23 protein-coding genes and 1 riboswitch are annotated in these 19,954 nt (G+C 34.1%); of the genes, 4 read left to right on the forward strand and 19 right to left on the reverse strand.

Going from position 1 to position 19,954, the window contains the following annotated elements; genetic code table 11:
• Positions 1-145 precede the first annotated feature (145 nt).
• The 9 genes from COI44_RS08765 to COI44_RS24830 form a co-directional block, all read right to left on the reverse strand.
• Complete coding sequence (locus COI44_RS08765) at positions 146-715, reverse strand: hypothetical protein (RefSeq protein WP_098427595.1); 570 nt, start codon at positions 713-715, stop codon at positions 146-148.
• A 684-nt stretch (positions 716-1,399) separates the two neighbouring features.
• Positions 1,400-2,107, reverse strand: a complete 708-nt coding sequence (locus COI44_RS08770; RefSeq protein WP_098427596.1) for a hypothetical protein — start codon at positions 2,105-2,107, stop codon at positions 1,400-1,402.
• Between the two features lie 378 nt (positions 2,108-2,485).
• The gene (locus COI44_RS08775) at positions 2,486-3,475 is read right to left on the reverse strand and encodes an aldo/keto reductase (RefSeq protein ID WP_098427597.1); all 990 of its coding nucleotides are present in this window, start codon (positions 3,473-3,475) and stop codon (positions 2,486-2,488) included.
• A 48-nt stretch (positions 3,476-3,523) separates the two neighbouring features.
• On the reverse strand, positions 3,524-4,108 hold the full coding sequence (locus COI44_RS08780; RefSeq protein ID WP_098427598.1) for a histidine phosphatase family protein: 585 nt from the start codon (positions 4,106-4,108) through the stop codon (positions 3,524-3,526).
• Between the two features lie 257 nt (positions 4,109-4,365).
• Complete coding sequence (locus COI44_RS08785; protein ID WP_098427599.1) at positions 4,366-5,322, reverse strand: ATP-grasp domain-containing protein; 957 nt, start codon at positions 5,320-5,322, stop codon at positions 4,366-4,368.
• A 15-nt stretch (positions 5,323-5,337) separates the two neighbouring features.
• On the reverse strand, positions 5,338-6,387 hold the full coding sequence (locus COI44_RS08790; protein WP_098427600.1) for an LLM class flavin-dependent oxidoreductase: 1,050 nt from the start codon (positions 6,385-6,387) through the stop codon (positions 5,338-5,340).
• A gap of 180 nt (positions 6,388-6,567) precedes the next feature.
• A riboswitch (SAM riboswitch) is annotated at positions 6,568-6,674 on the reverse strand.
• Between the two features lie 153 nt (positions 6,675-6,827).
• Positions 6,828-7,313, reverse strand: coding sequence for a Ger(x)C family spore germination C-terminal domain-containing protein (locus COI44_RS08795; RefSeq protein WP_098427601.1), 486 nt, complete (start codon positions 7,311-7,313; stop codon positions 6,828-6,830).
• Between the two features lie 180 nt (positions 7,314-7,493).
• Positions 7,494-8,156, reverse strand: a complete 663-nt coding sequence (locus COI44_RS24825; RefSeq protein ID WP_353616014.1) for a flavin monoamine oxidase family protein — start codon at positions 8,154-8,156, stop codon at positions 7,494-7,496.
• Between the two features lie 4 nt (positions 8,157-8,160).
• Entirely contained in the window at positions 8,161-8,949 is a 789-nt protein-coding gene (locus COI44_RS24830) for a flavin monoamine oxidase family protein (protein WP_353616009.1), read from the reverse strand.
• A 294-nt stretch (positions 8,950-9,243) separates the two neighbouring features.
• Here COI44_RS24830 and COI44_RS08805 point away from each other — a divergent pair, with 294 nt between their 5' ends.
• Positions 9,244-9,762: a DUF3231 family protein gene (locus COI44_RS08805; protein ID WP_179887083.1), complete on the forward strand. Its 519-nt coding sequence runs from the start codon at positions 9,244-9,246 to the stop codon at positions 9,760-9,762.
• Positions 9,763-9,925: 163 nt separating this feature from the next.
• On the opposite strand, the gene COI44_RS08810 is transcribed toward COI44_RS08805, so the two are convergent.
• Positions 9,926-10,633, reverse strand: a complete 708-nt coding sequence (locus COI44_RS08810; RefSeq protein WP_098427603.1) for an SDR family oxidoreductase — start codon at positions 10,631-10,633, stop codon at positions 9,926-9,928.
• A gap of 55 nt (positions 10,634-10,688) precedes the next feature.
• Positions 10,689-11,861 carry an MFS transporter gene (locus COI44_RS08815; protein WP_286163862.1) on the reverse strand — a complete coding sequence of 391 codons (1,173 nt, stop codon included), beginning with the start codon at positions 11,859-11,861 and terminating at the stop codon, positions 10,689-10,691.
• Between the two features lie 257 nt (positions 11,862-12,118).
• On the opposite strand from COI44_RS08815, the gene COI44_RS08820 reads away from it, so the two are divergent.
• On the forward strand, positions 12,119-13,027 hold the full coding sequence (locus tag COI44_RS08820) for a LysR family transcriptional regulator (protein ID WP_098427604.1): 909 nt from the start codon (positions 12,119-12,121) through the stop codon (positions 13,025-13,027).
• 40 nt (positions 13,028-13,067) lie between these two features.
• Here the strand turns inward: COI44_RS08820 and COI44_RS08825 are convergent, their stop codons facing one another.
• Entirely contained in the window at positions 13,068-13,484 is a 417-nt protein-coding gene (locus tag COI44_RS08825) for a MerR family transcriptional regulator (protein WP_098427605.1), read from the reverse strand.
• 250 nt (positions 13,485-13,734) lie between these two features.
• Between COI44_RS08825 and COI44_RS08830 the strand changes: the two genes are divergently transcribed.
• Complete coding sequence (locus tag COI44_RS08830) at positions 13,735-14,775, forward strand: NAD(P)-dependent alcohol dehydrogenase (RefSeq protein ID WP_098427606.1); 1,041 nt, start codon at positions 13,735-13,737, stop codon at positions 14,773-14,775.
• 124 nt (positions 14,776-14,899) lie between these two features.
• A complete protein-coding gene (locus tag COI44_RS08835; protein ID WP_098427607.1) occupies positions 14,900-15,313 on the forward strand; it encodes a cupin domain-containing protein in 414 nt (137 codons plus the stop codon).
• Positions 15,314-15,496: 183 nt separating this feature from the next.
• Here the strand turns inward: COI44_RS08835 and COI44_RS08840 are convergent, their stop codons facing one another.
• From COI44_RS08840 to COI44_RS08870, 7 genes are all read right to left on the reverse strand, one after another.
• Positions 15,497-16,261: an ABC transporter permease gene (locus COI44_RS08840; protein WP_098427608.1), complete on the reverse strand. Its 765-nt coding sequence runs from the start codon at positions 16,259-16,261 to the stop codon at positions 15,497-15,499.
• Positions 16,262-16,263: 2 nt separating this feature from the next.
• Positions 16,264-17,022 (reverse strand): ABC transporter ATP-binding protein, encoded by a 759-nt coding sequence (locus COI44_RS08845; RefSeq protein WP_098427609.1) that lies wholly within the window; start codon positions 17,020-17,022, stop codon positions 16,264-16,266.
• Between the two features lie 82 nt (positions 17,023-17,104).
• Positions 17,105-17,449, reverse strand: coding sequence for a DUF1048 domain-containing protein (locus COI44_RS08850; protein WP_097976037.1), 345 nt, complete (start codon positions 17,447-17,449; stop codon positions 17,105-17,107).
• Between the two features lie 18 nt (positions 17,450-17,467).
• A complete protein-coding gene (locus tag COI44_RS08855) occupies positions 17,468-17,845 on the reverse strand; it encodes a DUF1048 domain-containing protein (protein ID WP_098427610.1) in 378 nt (125 codons plus the stop codon).
• Between the two features lies 1 nt (position 17,846).
• A complete protein-coding gene (locus tag COI44_RS08860) occupies positions 17,847-18,170 on the reverse strand; it encodes a PadR family transcriptional regulator (protein WP_098427611.1) in 324 nt (107 codons plus the stop codon).
• Positions 18,171-19,119: 949 nt separating this feature from the next.
• Positions 19,120-19,320 (reverse strand): spore germination protein, encoded by a 201-nt coding sequence (locus COI44_RS08865; RefSeq protein WP_098427612.1) that lies wholly within the window; start codon positions 19,318-19,320, stop codon positions 19,120-19,122.
• A gap of 230 nt (positions 19,321-19,550) precedes the next feature.
• Complete coding sequence (locus tag COI44_RS08870; RefSeq protein WP_098427613.1) at positions 19,551-19,940, reverse strand: YidH family protein; 390 nt, start codon at positions 19,938-19,940, stop codon at positions 19,551-19,553.
• Positions 19,941-19,954 lie beyond the last annotated feature (14 nt).

Raw genomic sequence — 19,954 nt, forward strand, 5'->3', positions numbered from 1 at the left:
ACATAATATCATTTGTTTTTTTGGCTAATGTTTGGCCTTTTTTTGCTATTTTTATTAAGTTTTTTTCAGATTTTAGACCTAACTTGGTAGCGACATTTAAATAACCTTCTAATGTGACTAGATAATGAGGGTGTGAATTATCACGTTAATCTAAGGACTGACTGTAATATTCAAATGCTTTTTCATAGTACCCATTGCGGAAATGTTGATAAGCATAATTATGTAGTAATTTCGCTTTTTTATCTTTTAATCCTAAGTTATCAGCCATTTCAATTAGGCTTGGGTAACCAGAATCTTTTGTGTCAAAAATTTCTTCTTGTTCAACTTGAATTAACATTAACATTTCAGTTTCAAGTATTCGATTAAAGCAGTTCTCCCTTCTAAAAAAGTGTAATGCTTTACTAGCGAAATGGTAAGCAAGTACATGGGAATTCATACACATGTAGGCAACGGCTAAATCATAATAATATTCAGGATTATTATAGTATGTAACATTTATTTTCTTTAAATAAGAAATCGCAAGTTTATATTCACCTTGATAATCGAGATAAAATTTCCCCTTTATGTGGTAAAGCATATTTTGATCATGAGGCGAAAGTTCCTGCCAACAATCCATCTCATCTATCAAAGCATTAGCACGAGTATTTTCTCCAATTTGTATATAATATCTAGTTAAAACTAAGGTGTATAAGCGATAAAAATCTTGGATTTTCAAAGCAAAATTCTCTCCAACTTTGCTTTTATACTTGTTGCTTTTGAATTTAGTTTTAAGATAATTGATTCAAAAGCCCTCTGTACTATTTGGGAAGCTTTTTAGTGTAATGCAATATATTGTAATTACTATTGAAAAAGGTCCAACAATAAGTAAACTTCGTTGGAAAAGAAGTTTATTTCATTGTTATAATTGAGGTTTTACTAATAGATCTCTACTAGTCATTACGTACATAGTGTCATACTCAGAATTTATTTCATTCGAGAAATTTGTAGATATTTCCCGGGAATTTGTAAAAATTTGATATAAACTAAAATCTACTATTCAAAAGTATTATTTTAAACTGAAACAAACTTATATCAGTTGATTTTTCATTCTACTGGTGGCTTAGATGAAAAAATCCAATAACGATCTGATACGGTGTAGTGATACACTGGTTTAGTTATATTTTACTTTTTTTGTTTCAATGGAACTTCTGCTGTATCGTTTAGAGAATTTTTTGTATCGTGTACTTTACTATTAAAACGATTTATGAATTATTTTTATTTGTAACAATCAATGAAACGAAACAAAAAGCCGATACATCCTTACGCAAGTATCGACTTAAAGTAATTAATAAAGTATTCATTTTCAAAAGTTTTAATCAAATTTTTACAAGATTAGCATAAAAAGATATTAATAGGTCATTTATTTTCTAAATAAAGAGAAAAGCCATCCCCATTTGTCTTTAGGCTTTTGTATCACAACTTCTATACGTTTATTAAAATCATCTTGTGAGCGCCATTCTATTCTCTGTTCTTCTCGCATGTTTTGTATTTCTTCTTGAAAAAAATCAATTTTTTGTTTTTCTTGTTCCAGTAATGTCTCGTATTGGATTTTTTGTTGTTCGGCTAATTTTTCAATTTTGATATAAGTTTTTTTCGATGAATTTCCAATATTTGCACTTATATCATGATGATCTTGTTGAAGCCTGGAAACTGCCGTTTTAAGTTCTGTCATATCATTTTTCAGTTGAACATTCATTTCCCGTGCAGCTGCGAGTTCACCGACTAAAAACCTTAAAAACTCTTTTAATTGATTTGGGTCATGTGGTAAATTTTCATATGTATCAGATATTGCAATTTGTGTTTCATCGAAACCTTCTAATCTTTCTTTTTGTTGAAATACGAGGTCTTTTGCAGTATCTTCCAGAGGCTTTTCTGAATCGCGTAGCGCTATAAGCACTCTAATATCAGATTGAACAAATATACGTCGATCGCCATCTTTCAAGAACTCATATCCATTGCGCTCTAAGATTTGGCCATACTTTCGAACAGTAGGTGTTGCAATCCCCAGTTCTTCTGCTACTTCCTTGGAAGAAAAAGCTCGTTCATTCGGTTGTATATCACTTCGCATAACGGACCTCCTCCTTTTAAACAAATATGAAGGATTTTTCGGCATATTGCAACATATATCACTGTGATACAAAAAACATGTTAGTATTTTCTACTTCAATAGTTTTGAGAGTAGCGCTCTTACAAAAGCATTTTCATTAAAAAGTCGGAAACGTCAAAAGTAACAGTTTGAACATTTGAGTTATGAATTGTTCTACAAGTAAAATTTAGTAAAGCAATATGAACGATATATGAACAACTTATAGCAAGAAATTTACAAAACCAGAAAAATGTATACTCCTAACTTTTATAAGCTAGGAATCACTAATTTAACATTAACCCCCCCCCTTTTTCACACTTAAGGAAAATAGGGGATGGAACTCAAAATATTAAATTAACATCAATTAGAACCTAAAGCACCAACTACCGGATGTGGAACATAAGGCTCTTCCAAATACGCAACTTCTTTAGCCGTTAACTTAACCGACAATGCCCCAACCGAATCTTCAAGATGTGAAATTTTAGTAGCACCAATAATAGGCGCACTAACTGGTTCTTTCTGCAGTAACCAGGCAAGAGCAATGTTTGATTTTGTTACTCCATGTTTTTCAGCAATCTCTGCAACACGCTCCACTACAAGTCGATCCGTATTTTCAGTAGCACCGTATTTAGATTTCTGAGTTTCATCAGTTTCTGATCGAAGTGTCGTATTTGACCAATCACGTGTCAGTCTTCCTGACGCAAGTGGACTATATGGAATTACGCCGATTTTTTCTTCTTTACAAAGAGGCAGCATCTCCCTTTCCTCTTCACGGTATATGAGGTTTAGATGGTTTTGCATTGAGACAAATTTGGTCCATCCATTTTTCTCTGCAACATGTAAAGCCTTCAAAAACTGCCAAGCATACATAGCGGAAGCACCGATATATCTTACCTTACCAGCCTTCACTAAATCATGAAGTGCCTCCATTGTTTCTTCGATCGGAGTGTTATAATCCCAACGATGGATTTGGTATAAATCCACATAATCTGTTCCGAGGCGTTTAAGACTTTTATCAATTTCGCTCATAATATGCTTTCGAGAAAGTCCTGAGCCGTTAGGACCTTTGTGCATAGGGAAATATACCTTCGTAGCAAGTACAATTTCATCTCGATTGGCATATTCTTTTAAAGCTCTACCAACAAATTCTTCACTAGTTCCATCTGAGTAGACATTGGCCGTATCAAAAAAATTGATACCTAAGTCTAGTGCTTTTTTAATGATTGTACGGCTACTCTCCTCATCGATTACCCATGGATGGATCCATCGTTTTGCATCTCCAAATCCCATACAACCAAGGCAAAGTCTAGATATTTCTAATCCTGTATTCCCAAGTTTTGTGTATTCCATTTTTATATCCTCACTTTCAGAAATATGTAATCTATTAATCTAAAATAACTATACTTGGACTACATCACTAAAATTATGATTGATAATCTCTACTAATTTAAATTCTCTATTCTCATACTCAAATTTCAAGATGGAACAATTTCCAATTCGATCTTGTTGTGTAATAGTGCTTTTATGTTCCCAATACCTCATAAAATTTCTCAATGCTGCTCCATGAGAAACAGCTAATACCACTTCATTATCTTCTTCCATTAATTTTTGACATGTAGTAGCAATTCTTTGTTGCAGTTCTATTTGGTCTTCTCCGCCAAACTTAACAAAAAAGTCGCCATATGGTAACGGTGGATTTAAATCTTCACTTTCACCTTCGAACGTTCCGAAATTCCATTCTTTTAATCCTTTTAATCTTGTATACGGCAATTCCGTCACGATCTCCAGCGTATCACTTGCTCTTTCAGATGTGGAACAATAGGCATGGTCGAAAATAATATTTTGTTCTTTAAAGTACTTTGCAGCAGCCTCTGCCTGTTTAATTCCTAATTCTGTTAGAGGTGAATCACACCACCCTTGAATCTTCCTTCTTTTATTAAATAATGTTTGTCCATGTCCCATTGAATAAAAAGTCTTTTTCATTTGTATCCCCCTTTTGAATCTTAAAAGCATATTTTAAAAATCAAGTGGTAAGAATTCATTTGACCTTTTTTAGCCTTAATAACAACTTACAATCTAATATTATCAATATATTATTTTTAAACGTTAGCATATTCCTATCAAATATTTGCCTAATACTCTTAGTTCCAGAAAAAGTTTAACAAACTGACCACAAAAAAAGCCCAAACCTTTGTTATGTTTAGGTTTGAGCTTATTAAGGTTATTCTAAATAGTTCTTCTTAAGACGTTGCTGTTGTAGTGTATTTTTCTTCCAAAGTCTTCTTTAAAAATGCAGCTAATTCGAGCATTCCGAATTTTCCAGCTTTTTCTTCTGCATCTGAGTTATAGTTCGTATTTGTATTAATATCGTAAGTAAAAATTGTACCTTCAGCATTTCTGATAAATTCGATTCCGGCAACTTGAACATTATTTTTAGCTAGAACCTCTTTATATTTATCTAAAATTTCGTCCTCAAAGCCTTCAATGATTTGGAACTTAGGCTTCTCTTCCACTTCCTCACCTACTGGGCAGAATAAATCACCAATTTGGCACACATCAGCTGGGCAGAGTTCAAAGCCTTCGGATGTATCAACTTTAACTGCATAAACAAAGTTTCCTCCTACAAATTCACAACGAGTGATGTAGCTTTCAGGTGATTGGATGTATTCTTGAATAAGCGTAATACCATCGACTGGTTCTTCAAAAGTCGGTCCTTCGACATAAGCTTTTAAAGCATCAACACTCTGGAATAACTGGACACCTAGCCCTTTACCAGCACGATTATGCTTCGTAATAAATGACTGTCCTTCAAAGCTACTAGCTGCTTTAAGAATGTTTTCTTTACCAACAGCTGCAATCGTTTTTGGCGTTTTAACACCATATTTGTTTAACTCTAAATATTGTAAAACCTTACTAACTTCTAACTTCAAAGCATTCGTTCCATTTAATACTGTACGACCATGTGCTTCAAGCCAAGCTAATACTTGCCCAGTAAATTCTGCTGCAAAACGATGATCACGTGTATGAGAAGAAGCACTCATTCGGCTATAAAAGATCCCTTCTGGTGGTTCTGTTGATAAATCTACCGTACCTTCATCTAAATGCCATTCCTCATAAGGAACTCCAAGCTCCTCTAATCTTCTTGTTAAATGGATTGTCCACTCGCTGTTTTCATGTATTACATATACCTTACTCATTTTTATATCCCCCTTCTAGCTTTTTATTAAACTACGTTTTTGTTCTACTAATGGCATAACCTGCTTTGAAAATCGTTCCATTTCCTCTAGTTGAGGTGAAAATTGTAATAATAATAAGTCTAAGCCAGCTTCTTCATATTGTAAAATTCGGTCTGCAATTTGCTCTGGTGTCCCTACTAAATTTGGTCTAAGACCACGATTTGAAACTGAGTAATCTTGTAATTGTATTTGTTGCTCTAATTGTGATTTTGTCGTGAAGTCTTTAAAACCAGCATAACCGCTAGAATCTTTTACTGTCGTAATTTTTTCTAACTCAGCGAAAGCCTCTTCTTCTGTATCTCTACAAATAACATAAGCAGCCATACCGAAAGAACTTAAAGGTGCATTGCCAGTTTGTTCACGGCGTACTTTCATATCTGTTATTTTCTGATTAATTTCTTCAACTGTTCCACCGTGCATCACATATGCGTCACATTTTTCAACAATTGTTTGCTTACCTTTTTCACTTTCACCACCTGCATAAAGAATCGGATTTGGTCTTTGTACAGGTTTTGGAGCAAGTTTCGTATCTTTTAAGTTGTAAAATTTTCCTGAATAATTGAACGTTTCTTCTGTCCATAAGCCTTTTAGGACATCAATAAACTCCTCTGTACGAGCATAGCGTTCATCATGTTCTGTAAAAATACCGCCATATTGACGAGCTTCTTCTGCCCACCATGCAGAAACGACGTTTAGCGTAAAACGGCCGTTACTGATTTGATCGATATTAGCAGCCATTTTTGCTGTTACTGCAGGATTATGAAAACCTGGACGAATCGCGGTCATAATTTCGATTTTTTCCGTTACTGCAGCAAGTGCCGCTGCTGTTGACCAAGCTTCAAGTGAATCATGCTCTGGACCTTTAATATCGTTTAAATATAATTCAGCAATTAAAGTAGTCGAATATCCCCATCTTTCAGCTGATTGAATGACCTCTTTAGCATATTCAAATGTTGGAGGCATGCTTTCGTCATCCACATTACGTAACCATCCTCCAAAAATCGGTAACCAAAAACCATATTTCATTTCTATTCTCTCCTTTATCATAAAAATTGTCTAGTTTTCTCATTGGTTAAGTTGGGTTTAGTTTTATGAAATTCGTCTCAAAATCGAGATACTACGGGTTATGTCAACCTCCAATGTAAATAAATAAGAATACAAAAAGCCCCTTTCATTCAGAAAGAGGCATCGGAAACAATTGTTTTCGACTTATCTTTCAGAATGATTTCATTCTGCAGGAAGTGGCACCGTTCCTAAATAAGGAGGTTGCCGGACGTCATAGGGCCTGATCCCTCGGTCACTCTCGATAAGTTTGAATTATGTAATTTCTTTAACTGAATCATAAAACCTAGTAAACAGATTGTCAATAAGGGAATTTAAACATTTTTATTAAGATAGCGCTTTCATCGTTATATTTATTAGAAAAAATAAAATTTTATAATTATTTAATTGACATTAAATCGAATTTAATACATAGTACCAGTTCCCTTTAGTTTCACTACTGATTTTACTCGAAATTCAAGTTTCGGATAAATTTCTTCCCACTTATGTATTTCTTTTTTAGTCACTCCGTATTTTGCTTGATAGTTTAACCCAAGTCCAAGTGGATCAACATTTAATTCCTGTAGACGTTCTAGAAATTTTTTTGTTCTTGAGCTCATAATTATTGATGCTTTTTTCTCATACTCTTTCAATTCTCTATCTTGATGTAATGACTTTTTAGATTCCTCAATAAATCCTTTTACCTTTATATGAACGTCTACATATGGCTTTTTATTTTTGGGCACAACAATTTTCATGTCAATTTTCGTATTTCCAGCACTTATGCAAAATTGATTTTTTCCTTTTCCAACATTAATTAATGTTGTTTTTTTTGGATTTAAAAGCTCATTAAGTAATCTTGTTTCATCGCGATTTAATACTGCTTTACCTTTTGAGCATACTAAATTCAGATTCTTGCTTTGTTTATACTCATGAACCTTTTATGAGTTAATTTAAGGATCTTGCTTTTTTCCTTAGCATTTACTCTTTATGAGTTACTTCATTTCGGTTTTCTGCTTTTTTACTTACTCACAAAACCTATCTTACTAAAACAGAAAAACCCAACAAATCGTTGGGTTAGGTTACATTACTTATAAATTATTAATTTCATTAGCAGTGCGGACTCCTGCTTCAATTCCTCCTTGTATCCATCCAGGAAATGATGATGAGTGAGCCCCTTCAAAATGAATCCTTCCTTCTGGAGAACTAATATAGGGACCGAGCTCTTTTTGTTGATTCGGTTTATACATAACAAAAGCACCACCGGAAAATGAAAATTGCGTCCAGCTATGCGAATATCCTACTAAAAATTCTTTATAAACCACATCACCAAAAATGGTTGAAAGATTAGCTAATGCTTTATCAATACGTGTATTATTGTTCATATTATCCCAGATTGCAGCATCGTCCCCCCAAGTGTAACTGGCTAAAATTACCCCTGTTTCTTTTCCAAAATCATGACTAGGGAAATAGGAAGCCTTGATTGGTAAATCAGTTACTATTTTCCCGCCAAATATACCAAACTTTTCCCAAAACCTCGTTCTAAACTGTATAGCAATCTTTGTTGAATCCGCGTAATGTAGTTCTCTTATTACCTTCCATTTTTTATATGAAATAGACTCAAAAGGAAGAATTTCTACAAAGTTTAATAAAGAATAAGGGATTGTTGAAATAATATAATCACACTCAAGTTGACTCTGACGATTAAGTACTTCATTTTCTGAATAAATGATTACCTTTTTGTCTTCTTGTATAAGTTTACTTTACTCTTTCGTTAAGCATTATATTTTCCTTTAACTGGGGTAAAAATGATCTTACAAGGAAGTCAGTTCCGCCTGTAATTTCATATAATGTTAGGTTGGGTGTTAAAAGTACAAGTACTTCTCTTAGTATCGCTGTAAATGAAAGTTCAGGAAAACCTTCAATCCCGATCATTGTATGGATCATATCAATTGCCCCAGAAGATAGTGATTTCCCAAAAGGATTAAATCTTAAAAAATTTTCCATAGAATATTGATCAAACTTATCAATTACAATTTCCCAGTTCCTTATTGGATCTTGATGGATAAATTCTACTAAAGGACCAATGGCGTATGTGAGTAATTCTATAGCAGTTTTTCCTTTTTCATTTGGAGTGACAGGATAGTTTAATATATCTGGATTCATTTCGTAATTTTTTACATTTGTTAATATATTATTTACGTAAATTAAATCATTTGGCGTACTATTAATAAATTGATTTACTTTTAAATTAAATTTATTTATATATGCAAATGTTAAATGGTGGAATGAAGGGATACGCATAGCACCAAGTTCAGTATACTGGTTATCAAGAAATGGTTCTCTTTTTGTATAAACCCTTCCCCCAATCCTGCGATTTGCCTCAATAATCGTAACTTGGTGCCCTGCATCTTTCAAAAGTGATGCACTAACTAAACCAGATATACCTCCGCCAATTATAGTTACTCGCTTTGGTGAATTAGTTTTAGTTAATCCGTTTTGAATGATCTCAAGCATTTCCTTCATTGGAAGGGCTTCTCGAACCAAAGGATACCACCTCATTAAAAAAAAAAACATTATCTTATAAACACTATTCGATTTCAAATGAATGTAGAATTTAAACATATATTTTGTATATATCTAAATAAAAAAGTGAAACTAAATCTATCCATTTAGCTGTTTAAATAAAAAACATTCAATGTATAGCTTCCTAAGTAAACGCCTATTAGCTCATTTAAATAAATAGTATAAAATACTCAAATGGTTTAATAATAATTTTTGTACCTACCTCTTTATAAGGAGATTAGTATGAATTTATTTGAGAAGGGAAGTAAATTAATAATGGGAGTATTAAGTGGAAATCCACAAAATGAACCTTTACATTATGGAGAAGTTTACGGTCTATGGACTCACCTATCAGCTACTAAAGCGGGTGTAGATACTTATCAAGTTTATATTAACCATACTGGTGATGAAGAGTTAAAAGCATTTTTAAAACAAGTAATTGAAAGTTCAATGAAGCCTGCAATTAAAGAAATTGAAGAAGTACTTCTACATAATGATATTGCGGTGCCACCAACTCCATCAGAACGACCAGAAGCAGATTTGGAACAAATTCCAGCTGGAGCTAGATTTCAAGATGCTCAAATCGCTTACATGGTTGCTGCTGGAATAGCAGCTGGAGTTACAACTGATGCTACATTAATGAGCCAATCAATTCGCGAAGATATTGGTACGATGTTTGCTAGTTTCGGAGCAAAAAAAGCGAAAGATGGTGCGGCACTACTACAAATCATGAAAACAAAAGGCTGGTTAGTTCCACCACCACTTCACTTTGAAACAAAACAACAACAACATTAAAAAATCGTCCACCTTAAATTAGGTGGACTTTTTTTGTTTTCAGTAATTGTTTATTTGGTTTACCAACAATATATTAACCTTTTAAAATCTTCATTTTAAAAAAAGTGCATTACTCCGTATTTAGAATTCTTTTTCAATATGTTGCATTTACTAAGATAAATAATTACCAATCAATTCTTTGTCCATCTCTAAAAAATTCTCCATTGGGTCCTTCATTTCCAATTGTCGCTAACCTAATAATAGACTTAGCAGCTTGTTCAGGAGTTCTTGGGGCAGATGGTCCCCCCATGTCCGTACTTACCCACCCTGGATCGACGGCATTTATTTTGATATCTCCTTTGATTTCTGCAGCTAACAATCTTGTCAATCCATTCAGAGCAAGTTTGGATAGCTTATAAGCTCCTACTTCTGGATATGCCATTTCACTCATCGCTCCATATTCTGAAGAGATATTAATAATTCTTCCATAACCTTCTTTCTCCATAATAGGAATAAAAGTATGAATCACATGGTACGCCCCGAAAAAGTTGGTTGTCATCGTTTTCTCTAGAATTGTAGGTTTCATCTTTAATAAGTCTTTATCTTCATGAAAAATCACGCCAGCATTATTAATCAATATATCTAATCTTCCATACTTCTGGTTAACTATAGTGGCAGCATTGTTGATACTTTCTTGATTGTTTACATCCATCTCTATAAAGGAAACGTCTAGATTGAACTCATTAAATTTCTGGGTTATTAATTGTCCATTTTCAGGATCACGACTTGTTAAAATCACTTTAAAACCATCCAAAGCCAATTGTTTGACTAACTCATATCCAATTCCTCGATTTCCACCAGTTACAAGTGCAATTCTTTTTTCATGTAACATATAGCTCCTCCTTATCGTTATTCAATTTATTGCCCTTTAAAAAGGTTAGTCTCCCTTAGATGGAGAGTTGTTTAGTTGAATTAGATAAATAATTTCTAAATAGAATGCTTACCAAACCTAGTATCAATGATAAAATTCCCACTAATATGACATATCGTGTACCTAACTCAGTTATAAATGTCCCACCTACAGCTGCACCGATTGTTGTACCTATGTTACAAGCAGACAAAAATAAACCGTTAGCAAAATCTGGGGCCTCGGGTGCTGATGATGTAATCCAATATTGATTGATATTCCCACCAATACCAGCTAAAATCCCCCATGCTAATGTAATAAACAAAACAGGTACGGTAAAACCACCTGTTAAGAATAAAATGATATAAACGATCCCTAGTATAAATGGATAGATGACCACAGTTTTACTCGCATTTTTCGTAAGTAATTTCCCTGCTACTACGTTACCTATAATATTAGCACTACCAAACATGAAAAATATTAAACTTATAAGTTTCGGTGACATATTCGTAACTGTTTTTAAATACTCAGCAAAATAACTATATACTCCAAAAACCGCTGAATTTAATAAAATAACCCCCACGATTGAAAGCAAAGTAATCGATTTTTTTAAAACGCTTAATTGCCTTCCGTAAGAAAGTCTTTCCTTTACAGGCATCATTGGTACAAAGAGTAATGTAGCAATGAATACAATTGTATTAACAAAAGCAAAGAACGCCATAGCTAATTGCAAATTAGCTGCACTTGCAATAAAACTTACGATTGGTACACCTACAACCATCCCTGCAGATACCCCAATAAATACTTTAGAGACAGCTTTTGTAGCTTCATCTTTACTTACTGAAGCAGCAGCTACTGTAAAAGCTAAAGAACAATAGATGGGATGAAAAAATGCTGGAATTATACGAGCTATCAATAGAACGTTAAAACTACTTGTAAATATTGAAACAATATTCCCTACTAAGAAAATACTAAGAACAAGTAACATCACTTTCTTTCGATCTATTCCCGAGAATAATAACGGCATCGTTGGTCCAGCTAATGCAACAGCTAATGCAAATAGACTCACCAACAACCCTGCTTGAGATACACTAACATCATATTGCGTTGCAATGTCAGGTAATATCCCAATAACCCCCATTTCAGTGTTTAAAATGCCGAAAACACCCAACGATAGTATAAATATAAGTAAGTTATTACTTCTCACTCTAATCCCCCTTATTAATTTAAAATCTTCCTAACATGGAAGACTATCGAGAGTATTTTACAAATTTAATTTTTAAAAGTTACTAAAACACTTGTTTAGCTTGGCAAATGATTGCCATCCCTTCTTACTGTTTAATTCACTCTTTGTAATCTATTCTAACCCACACTTATCATATAGCAATTACTTATATCTTATAATTAAATATGCTTGATAGGCATATCTAGTTTATATATACTGGTATCATTATTGAGGGGGAATGATGCATGGAACTAAGAGTATTGCGATATTTTCTTACTGTAGCAAGAGAAGGAAGTTTTACGGGTGCTGCAGATTTTTTGCATATTACTCAGCCTACCTTATCAAGACAGATAAAAGATCTTGAACAAGAGTTAGGAAAAAAACTATTTACTCGCAGTAGTCACAATATAATTCTTACAGAAGAAGGAATGATTCTGCGAAAAAGAGCTGAAGAAATCGTTGATATGGTAGATAAATTAGAGGCAGAATTTAGCTCAATGGAAGAAACAATTAGTGGTGATGTTTACATAGGTAGTGGAGAAACAGAAGCCATGAAACAGATTGCGCGAGTTGTAAAAAACCTACAGCTAACTTATCCAAGTATACGATATCACCTTTACAGTGGTAATGAAGACGATGTGACTGAACGGCTAGACAAAGGGTTACTCGATTTTGGAATTCTTATTCAACCTGCTGATTTATCAAGATACAATTATATAAATATCCCTGCCAAAGATGTTTGGGGCGTTGTTATGAGAAAAGACAGTCCTCTTGCCTTAAAAGATACTATTCAAGCAGAGGATTTATTAAACATTCCCTTAATCTGTTCGAGACAAGCAATAAAAAAGACATTTTCTAAAAATGAATTTGCGGATTGGTTTAGTGAAGAATTTGATAGACTAAACATCGTGACTACATACAACCTAGCTTATAATGCTGCGATTATGGTTGAAGAAGGCATTGGTTATGCGATCGTACTTGATAAAATCGTGAATACATCTAGTGACAGTAACCTTTGTTTTAGACCGCTAGAGCCAAGGCTAGAATCTGGCTTAAATATCGTATGGAAAAAACATCAAGTTTTTTCGGTTGCTGCAAATCTGTTTTTAAGAAAAATCCAGGAGGAATTTTCAAATTTTTCAGGTGCTCAATAAAATGAAGCCGCCCCCCCATATTCGTATGGAGGGGCTTCTGTTACTTAGTAATGAACGTCCCTATTTTTTTATTTTTAAAAATATCTTCCGTTCCTGCTTCCAATGCAGTTTTGTAATATGAACATTTATGCTGGATTATTTCCATTGTTCTTTTTAATTCTTCCATCTGAGCTTCTACACTAGCTTTTCTTTCCAAAAACATGTCATATCTTTGTTGTAATGTGGAGTCCCCGTCAGAACACCATTCAATGAAATTTTTAATTTCCTTAATAGGCATCCCAGTCGCTTTCAAACATTCAATTACTTTTAAAGCTTCTATATCGGATTCTTTAAACACTCGTATTCCACTAGTTGTCCGTTCTACAAATGGCATTAAGCCTTCTTTGTCGTAATATCTCAAAGCATATACTGTAAGATTCAATTCCTTTGCTACTTCTCCAATTGAATATGTCTTCAATATTAATCTTCCTTTCATTTAGATCTAGACCTCGAGTTAACTCTATTATTATGAATGGATTTTATCACGTTATTTTTTTGATGTCATTTTTAAGTACACAATAATTAATTCATACATAAAAATATAATTTAATCACTTGACCTAGAGTTAACTCGAGGGAATATCATTGTGGTGAAAGAGAAAAAATATTGAATTATTCACCGAATGTTTAATTTGTTCTCTTGAAAAAATTTTTTATGGAGGTTTTATTATGATAACTGCAAAAGCAAGAGCTGTAGATGGTCCTGACAAATCCTTTCGAGTTGCTGAAATCAAACGACGTGATCTTGATTTAAATGATGTTCTAATTGAAATTAAATATGCTGGAATATGCCATTCTGACATTCATACTGCACATGGAGAATGGGGTCATGTGCACTACCCACTTGTACCGGGACACGAGATTGCTGGAGTAATTACGGATGTAGGAGCAGAGGTAACGAAATATAAGATTGGTGACAGAGTTGGAGTAGGATGCATGGTAGACTCATGTGGCGATTGTGATAACTGTCGTAAAGGAGAAGAACAGTATTGTCTCAAAGGAAATACACCTACTTATGCTGGTGTTGATAAATACGGCGAGCCAACTCAGGGTGGCTACTCAACCCACATAGTTGTAACAGAGGATTTCGTAGTTAAAATACCAGATAACATTGAACTTAATGTTGCAGCACCGTTACTTTGTGCAGGTATTACTACATATTCTCCATTAAACCATTGGGGTACAGGACCAGGTAAAAAGATAGCTGTAATTGGTATGGGCGGACTTGGTCATTTGGCGGTAAAAATCGCAAATGCAATGGGTGCAGAGGTAACCGTTCTATCACAAACATTGAACAAAAAAGAAGATGGCTTACAATTTGGAGCAACCCACTACTATGCTACAAATGATGCAGAAACATTTGAAAAACTTCTAGGAACTTTCGACTTAATTATTAACACTGTAAGTGCAAAAATTAATTTGGATGCCTATTTAAGATTACTCACTCTTGATGGTACGCTAGTAAATGTCGGTGCTCCAGCAGAGCCGTTGTCGCTAAGTGTTTTTTCACTTATAGGTCATCGCCGCTCATTTGCAGGTTCAATGATTGGAGGAATTCGTGAGACTCAAGAGATGTTAGATTTCTGTGGGGAACATAATATTGTACCTAATATTGAAGTTATTTCTGCTGATCAAATTGACGAAGCATACAAGCGAGTTCTAGCTTCTGATGTGAAGTATCGATTTGTCATCGACACTAGCACTATGTAAGGTATGCGATTTTAATTATTCATTATATTTTTTGAGATGTCCTAAAAGCTTAGCTTTTGTGGCATCTTTTTTAATAGAAATGCTGTTAATTAGGTTAAAAATAAAGTTATAGGAGGAATTAATAATGATAAAACATGAAGAAGTTAAGAATGGTGTCATATTCCCTGTTGGCGAAAAAAATGAAGCTTACGCACAATTTTTTGTAGGACAAAGTTATCTTAAAACCTTAATTGCTGATCCAAAAGTGAATGTTGGTGTTGGGAACGTGACCTTTGAACCTGGTTGTAGAAATAATTGGCATATCCATCATAATGGATTCCAAATTTTATTAGTAACCGGTGGAGAAGGTTGGTACCAAGAAGAAGGTAAACCCGCTCAATTCTTAAAGGCTGGTGATGTGATTGTTACCCACGATGGTGTGAAACACTGGCATGGTGCTGCAAAGGATAGTTGGTTTGAACATATTGCAATAACTGCAGGTACACCGGAGTGGTTGGAACCTGTTTCAGACGAAGAATATGAAACTTTAACTAAATAAATTCTATACTAACGCATTGGATCATGAATTCGATGCGTTTTTTAAGTTTAAAAAATAGAAGACCAAACGCTTTGATAAATAATTAAAAGATAATGCATCGATGTCCCACTGTATCTCCTAAAGCATTTTCAAAACTAAAAAAAGTACAGACTGAAAGAATTCCCCAACCTGTACTTCATCATTTTATTTCATTCGTTTTTTATATACCTTCATCGAAATTACATAAAACAAAATCCCAATTGCAACTAACCATAACAATGCTGTTACAATCGCACTATAGTCCGGTTGCCCAGCTAAAAGGGAACGTACACTTTCGGCAATTGGTGTCATTGGCTGATTTTCTGCAAAAGCTCGAAGTTTGCTACCCATATTATTTGTTGGAACAAAGGCAGAACTTACAAACATTAAGCCCATTAGTAGATAAGAGAACACGCTCGCACCTTCATACGATTTTGACATTAGCCCGCATGCTACTGCAATCCAAGTGAAAGAAAATACGGTCAGCAGGATCATACCAGCTGCTAATAGCCACTCCAAAAAATTAGCATGAGGACGGAATCCCATGATAAAAGAAATGAGAATCACTGAAGCAACTGATAATAAGTTTAATATTAATGTTGAGATGACATGCCCTCCCAATATCGATGATTTGGCGATTGGCATGGAATGGAATCGATCAAAGATTCCTCTAGTCATGTCTGTATTAACCCGAACTGCTGTATAGGAAATCCCCATTCCAATACACATAAGCAACACACCTGGAACGATAAAATTCACATAATCTACTTTATCCATTGTCATTGCACTTCCGAAAATATAGACAAAAGCAAGCATAAGCATAATCGGCATGAGAATCGTTGTGATAATTGTATCAATACTTCGAAGTGAATGCTTCATCACCCGACTACTCATTGTAATGGTATCGCTAAAAAAATGGTTTCCCCTCATTCCTATTCTCCTTTCTTTCCGGTAACAGCGAGGAAAATTTCCTCAAGGTTCGGCTGTTTTTCTACGTATTCCACTTTTTTAGGTGGAAGAATTGCTTTTAATTCATTCAATGTGCCTTGAACGAGAATCTTCCCTTCATGTAAAATCGCAATGCGGTCAGCTAGTTGTTCGGCTTCTTCTAAATACTGGGTAGTGAGAAAAACGGTAATGCCAGCTTTCGCCATATCACGAATCACTTCCCACAAAGCTAAACGAGCTTCAGGGTCAAGTCCAACAGAAGGCTCATCAAGAAAAACAAGTTCAGGTGACCCAAGTACTGTCATTGCTAAATCCAAACGTCGTTTCATACCGCCTGAATAAGTAGCAAGAGCACGATTACCAGCTTCAACTAAATCAAAGCGACGTAGACTTTCTTCTACAGCTTCTTTCCGATTAGGCAAGTGGCGAAGTTTTGCTACTAGATCAAGATTTTCACGTCCTGTCAAAATATCATCTACTGCCACATTTTGTCCGGTTAGACTGATTTTCTCACGTACTTGTTGTGGATTTGTTTGAAGGTTGGCATTACAAACTTCAATTTCCCCCTTATCTGCTTGCAATAATGTAGTCAAAATTTTAATAATAGTTGTTTTACCTGCACCATTTGACCCAAGTAACGCGAAGACACTGCCTTTTTCCACTTCAAAATCAACACCTTTGAGAACCTCAATTTCCTTGAAGGATTTTTTTAGCCCTTTCACTGAAATTGCTGTATTACTCATAATTATTTCCCTCCCATATATATAGTTGAAGCGCGTTTCACTCCGTCCTAGCGTCTGCAACTATTTTTTTTATATATCACGCTTACTTTTTCTTACCCACACGATCTAGAATGCTTTTGTTTAAATTATTGCGTAACTTATCGTCCCATCTCTTCGCTTGATCGGTAAGTCCATTAGCAAATGCTGTCAAGTCTTCACCAGTCACTTCCAATACGTCTTTGCCATCTGCCGCACCAGCTTCAAACAAATCAATGAGATCATATTGGATTCTCAGCATATCCATGCCACTTCCAGAGGCGAAACTCCACATATAGTTACAGATTGTTTTGTAGGCTTCTGAGTAGTTTCCAGGCAAAGCTTCCACACGCGCCATCATTTCTTTGTATTCCTTTTTGTCATCAAGTATCTTTTTGATAAAATTTATCATGATATTTAGCCCCCTACCTTATTTTTTATTCGTCCATATTTTAACTTGCTGTTCTACTCTACGCTCAATGTCTTTTTTCAAATCTACTTGGCTTCCTAATAGACCTGCCGATTCTCCATCTAGTTTTGAGAGAGCCATCAATTCGTCAGCAAATGCCGCCACATCTTCACCCGTAACATCTAGCACATGCTTGCCTTCTGCTGAACTTGCTTCAAACAGTTCATACAAGTTGATGATTTCTTCACCAAATCCATATCCGAAATTCCACATATACTTTTGAATCTTTTTAAACACAAAAGCATAATCTTTCGGTAGGGAATTTACTTTTTTCATAAATGCTTTGTATTCCTTCTTGCTTTCTAAATCGCCTATGAATAGCTCTATAAATTTCTTCATATTACTTCTCCCCTTTTAAGCTATTAATTTTTGATGAAACAAAATCCCATTTTTTCCAAAATTGCTGTAATTCCTCATGCCCAGCTTCGGTTAACGAATAAAACTTTCGAGGTGGGCCCATTTCAGAACGTTTTTTCTCAATATTTACTAATTCTTTCTTTTCCAGCCTGATCAGAATCGTGTAAACTGTACCTTCAACAACTTCTGTAAATCCCAGTTCATTAAGAAGGCGGGTAATTTCATAGCCGTAGGTATCACCCCGACTGATGATTTCCAGTACGCAACCTTCTAACGAACCTTTAAGCATTTCAGTTAAATTTTCCATAGCAACACCTCCTTTATCATTTGGTTAAATTAGTTTTCTGTCTATTAGTAAAAGTAAACTGTAACGCTAAATAGCGGACGGTCAAAAATATTGAATAGATAAAACCACTTCTCAAGCTAGTTAGTAATACAAATATTCAGTATCACTTAGTACCGGATAAAAAAATTACTAAATAACCTATGGATCATGGATTTCATATGTTAAGTTTTACATGAACTCTTAAGCTATCTAGCACGACTGATATTCAGTGTTACTTAGTAATAGTATATTGTATTACTAAGTAGAAAAAATGTGAACCGTTTTATAAAAAAAATTTATAAACATTTCCAACTATATAGTATTACAGATATACAGTATTACTTAGTACCAGTAAATTGTATCACTCAGTAGTTAAGATGTAAAGTAGCTACGCAATAAATTTTTGGGTTGAGAAAGACGATCAGCAACCACTATTTTTTGTGAAGTTTCTGAGCAGTAATTTTTCAATAAGTAATATTCATTACAAAAAAAATGAAATTAGATGAAAACAAAGAACATACCCAAACCTTTGTTACATTTAGATTTGAGCCTTCTCATTTGTATACTCTCAACTGGAAGCCAACCAGCGACTCCTACCCTTTCAATTACTGTGTGCGAGGATTATTCAGTATGACTGAATAGTTTAGGTAAAGTTAAGTCCAGTAAATGAATCGGTCGATGAAATTTTATGTTTAGCATGTGATATTTCGATTGTTTCTAGTTTGCCTGTACATTTTATGAGCAGTCAATTAAATGAAAAAGTGAGGTAGGGTGCATTATCTAAAAAAGGAATTAATACAAAGATTTTGCACAAATAATCATAATCAAGTAAGGTCAGAATCTGCTTTAAAATTAGTTCTATTCAAAAGTTATTTTAACAAATTCGCGTATTGCTCTTCGTAAAATTTTTAAAGTACAATTGTTTGCCTTATTATTTTTCCTTATCATCATGCGGATAATTGTGTGGACTATTAATTAATTTACGTAAATCTCCCCTATAAAAAACATCTTTAAATTCTTTAAAATTAAAAGGAATAATCGGTGCTAAATATGGAACCCCTACTGAACGTAAACGAGACATATGGATGATCAATAGACAGATTTTTTCTTTTTTTTCTACCAATACCTTCATTAACAATTACCTCTCATCTCTAAATTTAAGTATTTATCATTAATTGATTAGAGCAAGGTCAAGTGAATACAAGGGTTAAAGGAACAAGGAAATGATTTTAAAAGACTTTCCGGTCCCCTTTCGTTCCAATCCACTTTTGCCTTAAACTTCTTGATTTTGATTCAAATCTATAAAAAATGATCTTCAAAAAAGAAGATCAATTTTGGCATTCTTAATAATAGTAGAAGCGTTTAAAACAATCCCCATACATCAAGATAATAAGCTCCAAAAACAAGAAAAATAAGAACTAGGGCTACTGATAAATAAACAACCAATATCCTTGAAAATTTAAATACTTGATTATTAATATCATTTCCCTTGATAAAATAACTTATTGTTGAAATGATTAATGCAAAAATCCCAACAATAATCGATGATAATCCAATGATCTTTGATAATGTGTCGCCTATTTTTGCATTAGTAGCTAGAGTGGAAAAATGAAGATTGGTGATTAAAAAACCAACTCCCATAATGGTTATACTTGTCCTTACCCAAGCAAGATAAGTTCTTTCATTCGCTAAATGCTGTTGTATATATCTAGAATCCATTGTTTCTTTCTGTTTTTCTAATGCATTATTCATATTCATACCTCTTT

The organism is Bacillus sp. AFS088145, assembly GCF_002564465.1.
Taxonomy (GTDB): Bacteria; Bacillota; Bacilli; order Bacillales; family Bacillaceae_G; genus Gottfriedia.

Coding starts and splice junctions, on each gene's coding strand:
- COI44_RS08770 (WP_098427596.1), bottom strand. CDS start 2,107: ATGCGAAGTGATATACAACCGAATGAACGAGCTTTTTCTTCCAAGGAA.
- COI44_RS08775 (WP_098427597.1), bottom strand. CDS start 3,475: ATGGAATACACAAAACTTGGGAATACAGGATTAGAAATATCTAGACTT.
- COI44_RS08780 (WP_098427598.1), bottom strand. CDS start 4,108: ATGAAAAAGACTTTTTATTCAATGGGACATGGACAAACATTATTTAAT.
- COI44_RS08785 (WP_098427599.1), bottom strand. CDS start 5,322: ATGAGTAAGGTATATGTAATACATGAAAACAGCGAGTGGACAATCCAT.
- COI44_RS08790 (WP_098427600.1), bottom strand. CDS start 6,387: ATGAAATATGGTTTTTGGTTACCGATTTTTGGAGGATGGTTACGTAAT.
- COI44_RS08805 (WP_179887083.1), top strand. CDS start 9,244: ATGGGAGTATTAAGTGGAAATCCACAAAATGAACCTTTACATTATGGA.
- COI44_RS08810 (WP_098427603.1), bottom strand. CDS start 10,633: ATGTTACATGAAAAAAGAATTGCACTTGTAACTGGTGGAAATCGAGGA.
- COI44_RS08820 (WP_098427604.1), top strand. CDS start 12,119: ATGGAACTAAGAGTATTGCGATATTTTCTTACTGTAGCAAGAGAAGGA.
- COI44_RS08830 (WP_098427606.1), top strand. CDS start 13,735: ATGATAACTGCAAAAGCAAGAGCTGTAGATGGTCCTGACAAATCCTTT.
- COI44_RS08835 (WP_098427607.1), top strand. CDS start 14,900: ATGATAAAACATGAAGAAGTTAAGAATGGTGTCATATTCCCTGTTGGC.
- COI44_RS08840 (WP_098427608.1), bottom strand. CDS start 16,261: ATGAGGGGAAACCATTTTTTTAGCGATACCATTACAATGAGTAGTCGG.
- COI44_RS08845 (WP_098427609.1), bottom strand. CDS start 17,022: ATGAGTAATACAGCAATTTCAGTGAAAGGGCTAAAAAAATCCTTCAAG.
- COI44_RS08850 (WP_097976037.1), bottom strand. CDS start 17,449: ATGATAAATTTTATCAAAAAGATACTTGATGACAAAAAGGAATACAAA.
- COI44_RS08855 (WP_098427610.1), bottom strand. CDS start 17,845: ATGAAGAAATTTATAGAGCTATTCATAGGCGATTTAGAAAGCAAGAAG.
- COI44_RS08860 (WP_098427611.1), bottom strand. CDS start 18,170: ATGGAAAATTTAACTGAAATGCTTAAAGGTTCGTTAGAAGGTTGCGTA.
- COI44_RS08865 (WP_098427612.1), bottom strand. CDS start 19,320: ATGAAGGTATTGGTAGAAAAAAAAGAAAAAATCTGTCTATTGATCATC.
- COI44_RS08870 (WP_098427613.1), bottom strand. CDS start 19,940: ATGAATAATGCATTAGAAAAACAGAAAGAAACAATGGATTCTAGATAT.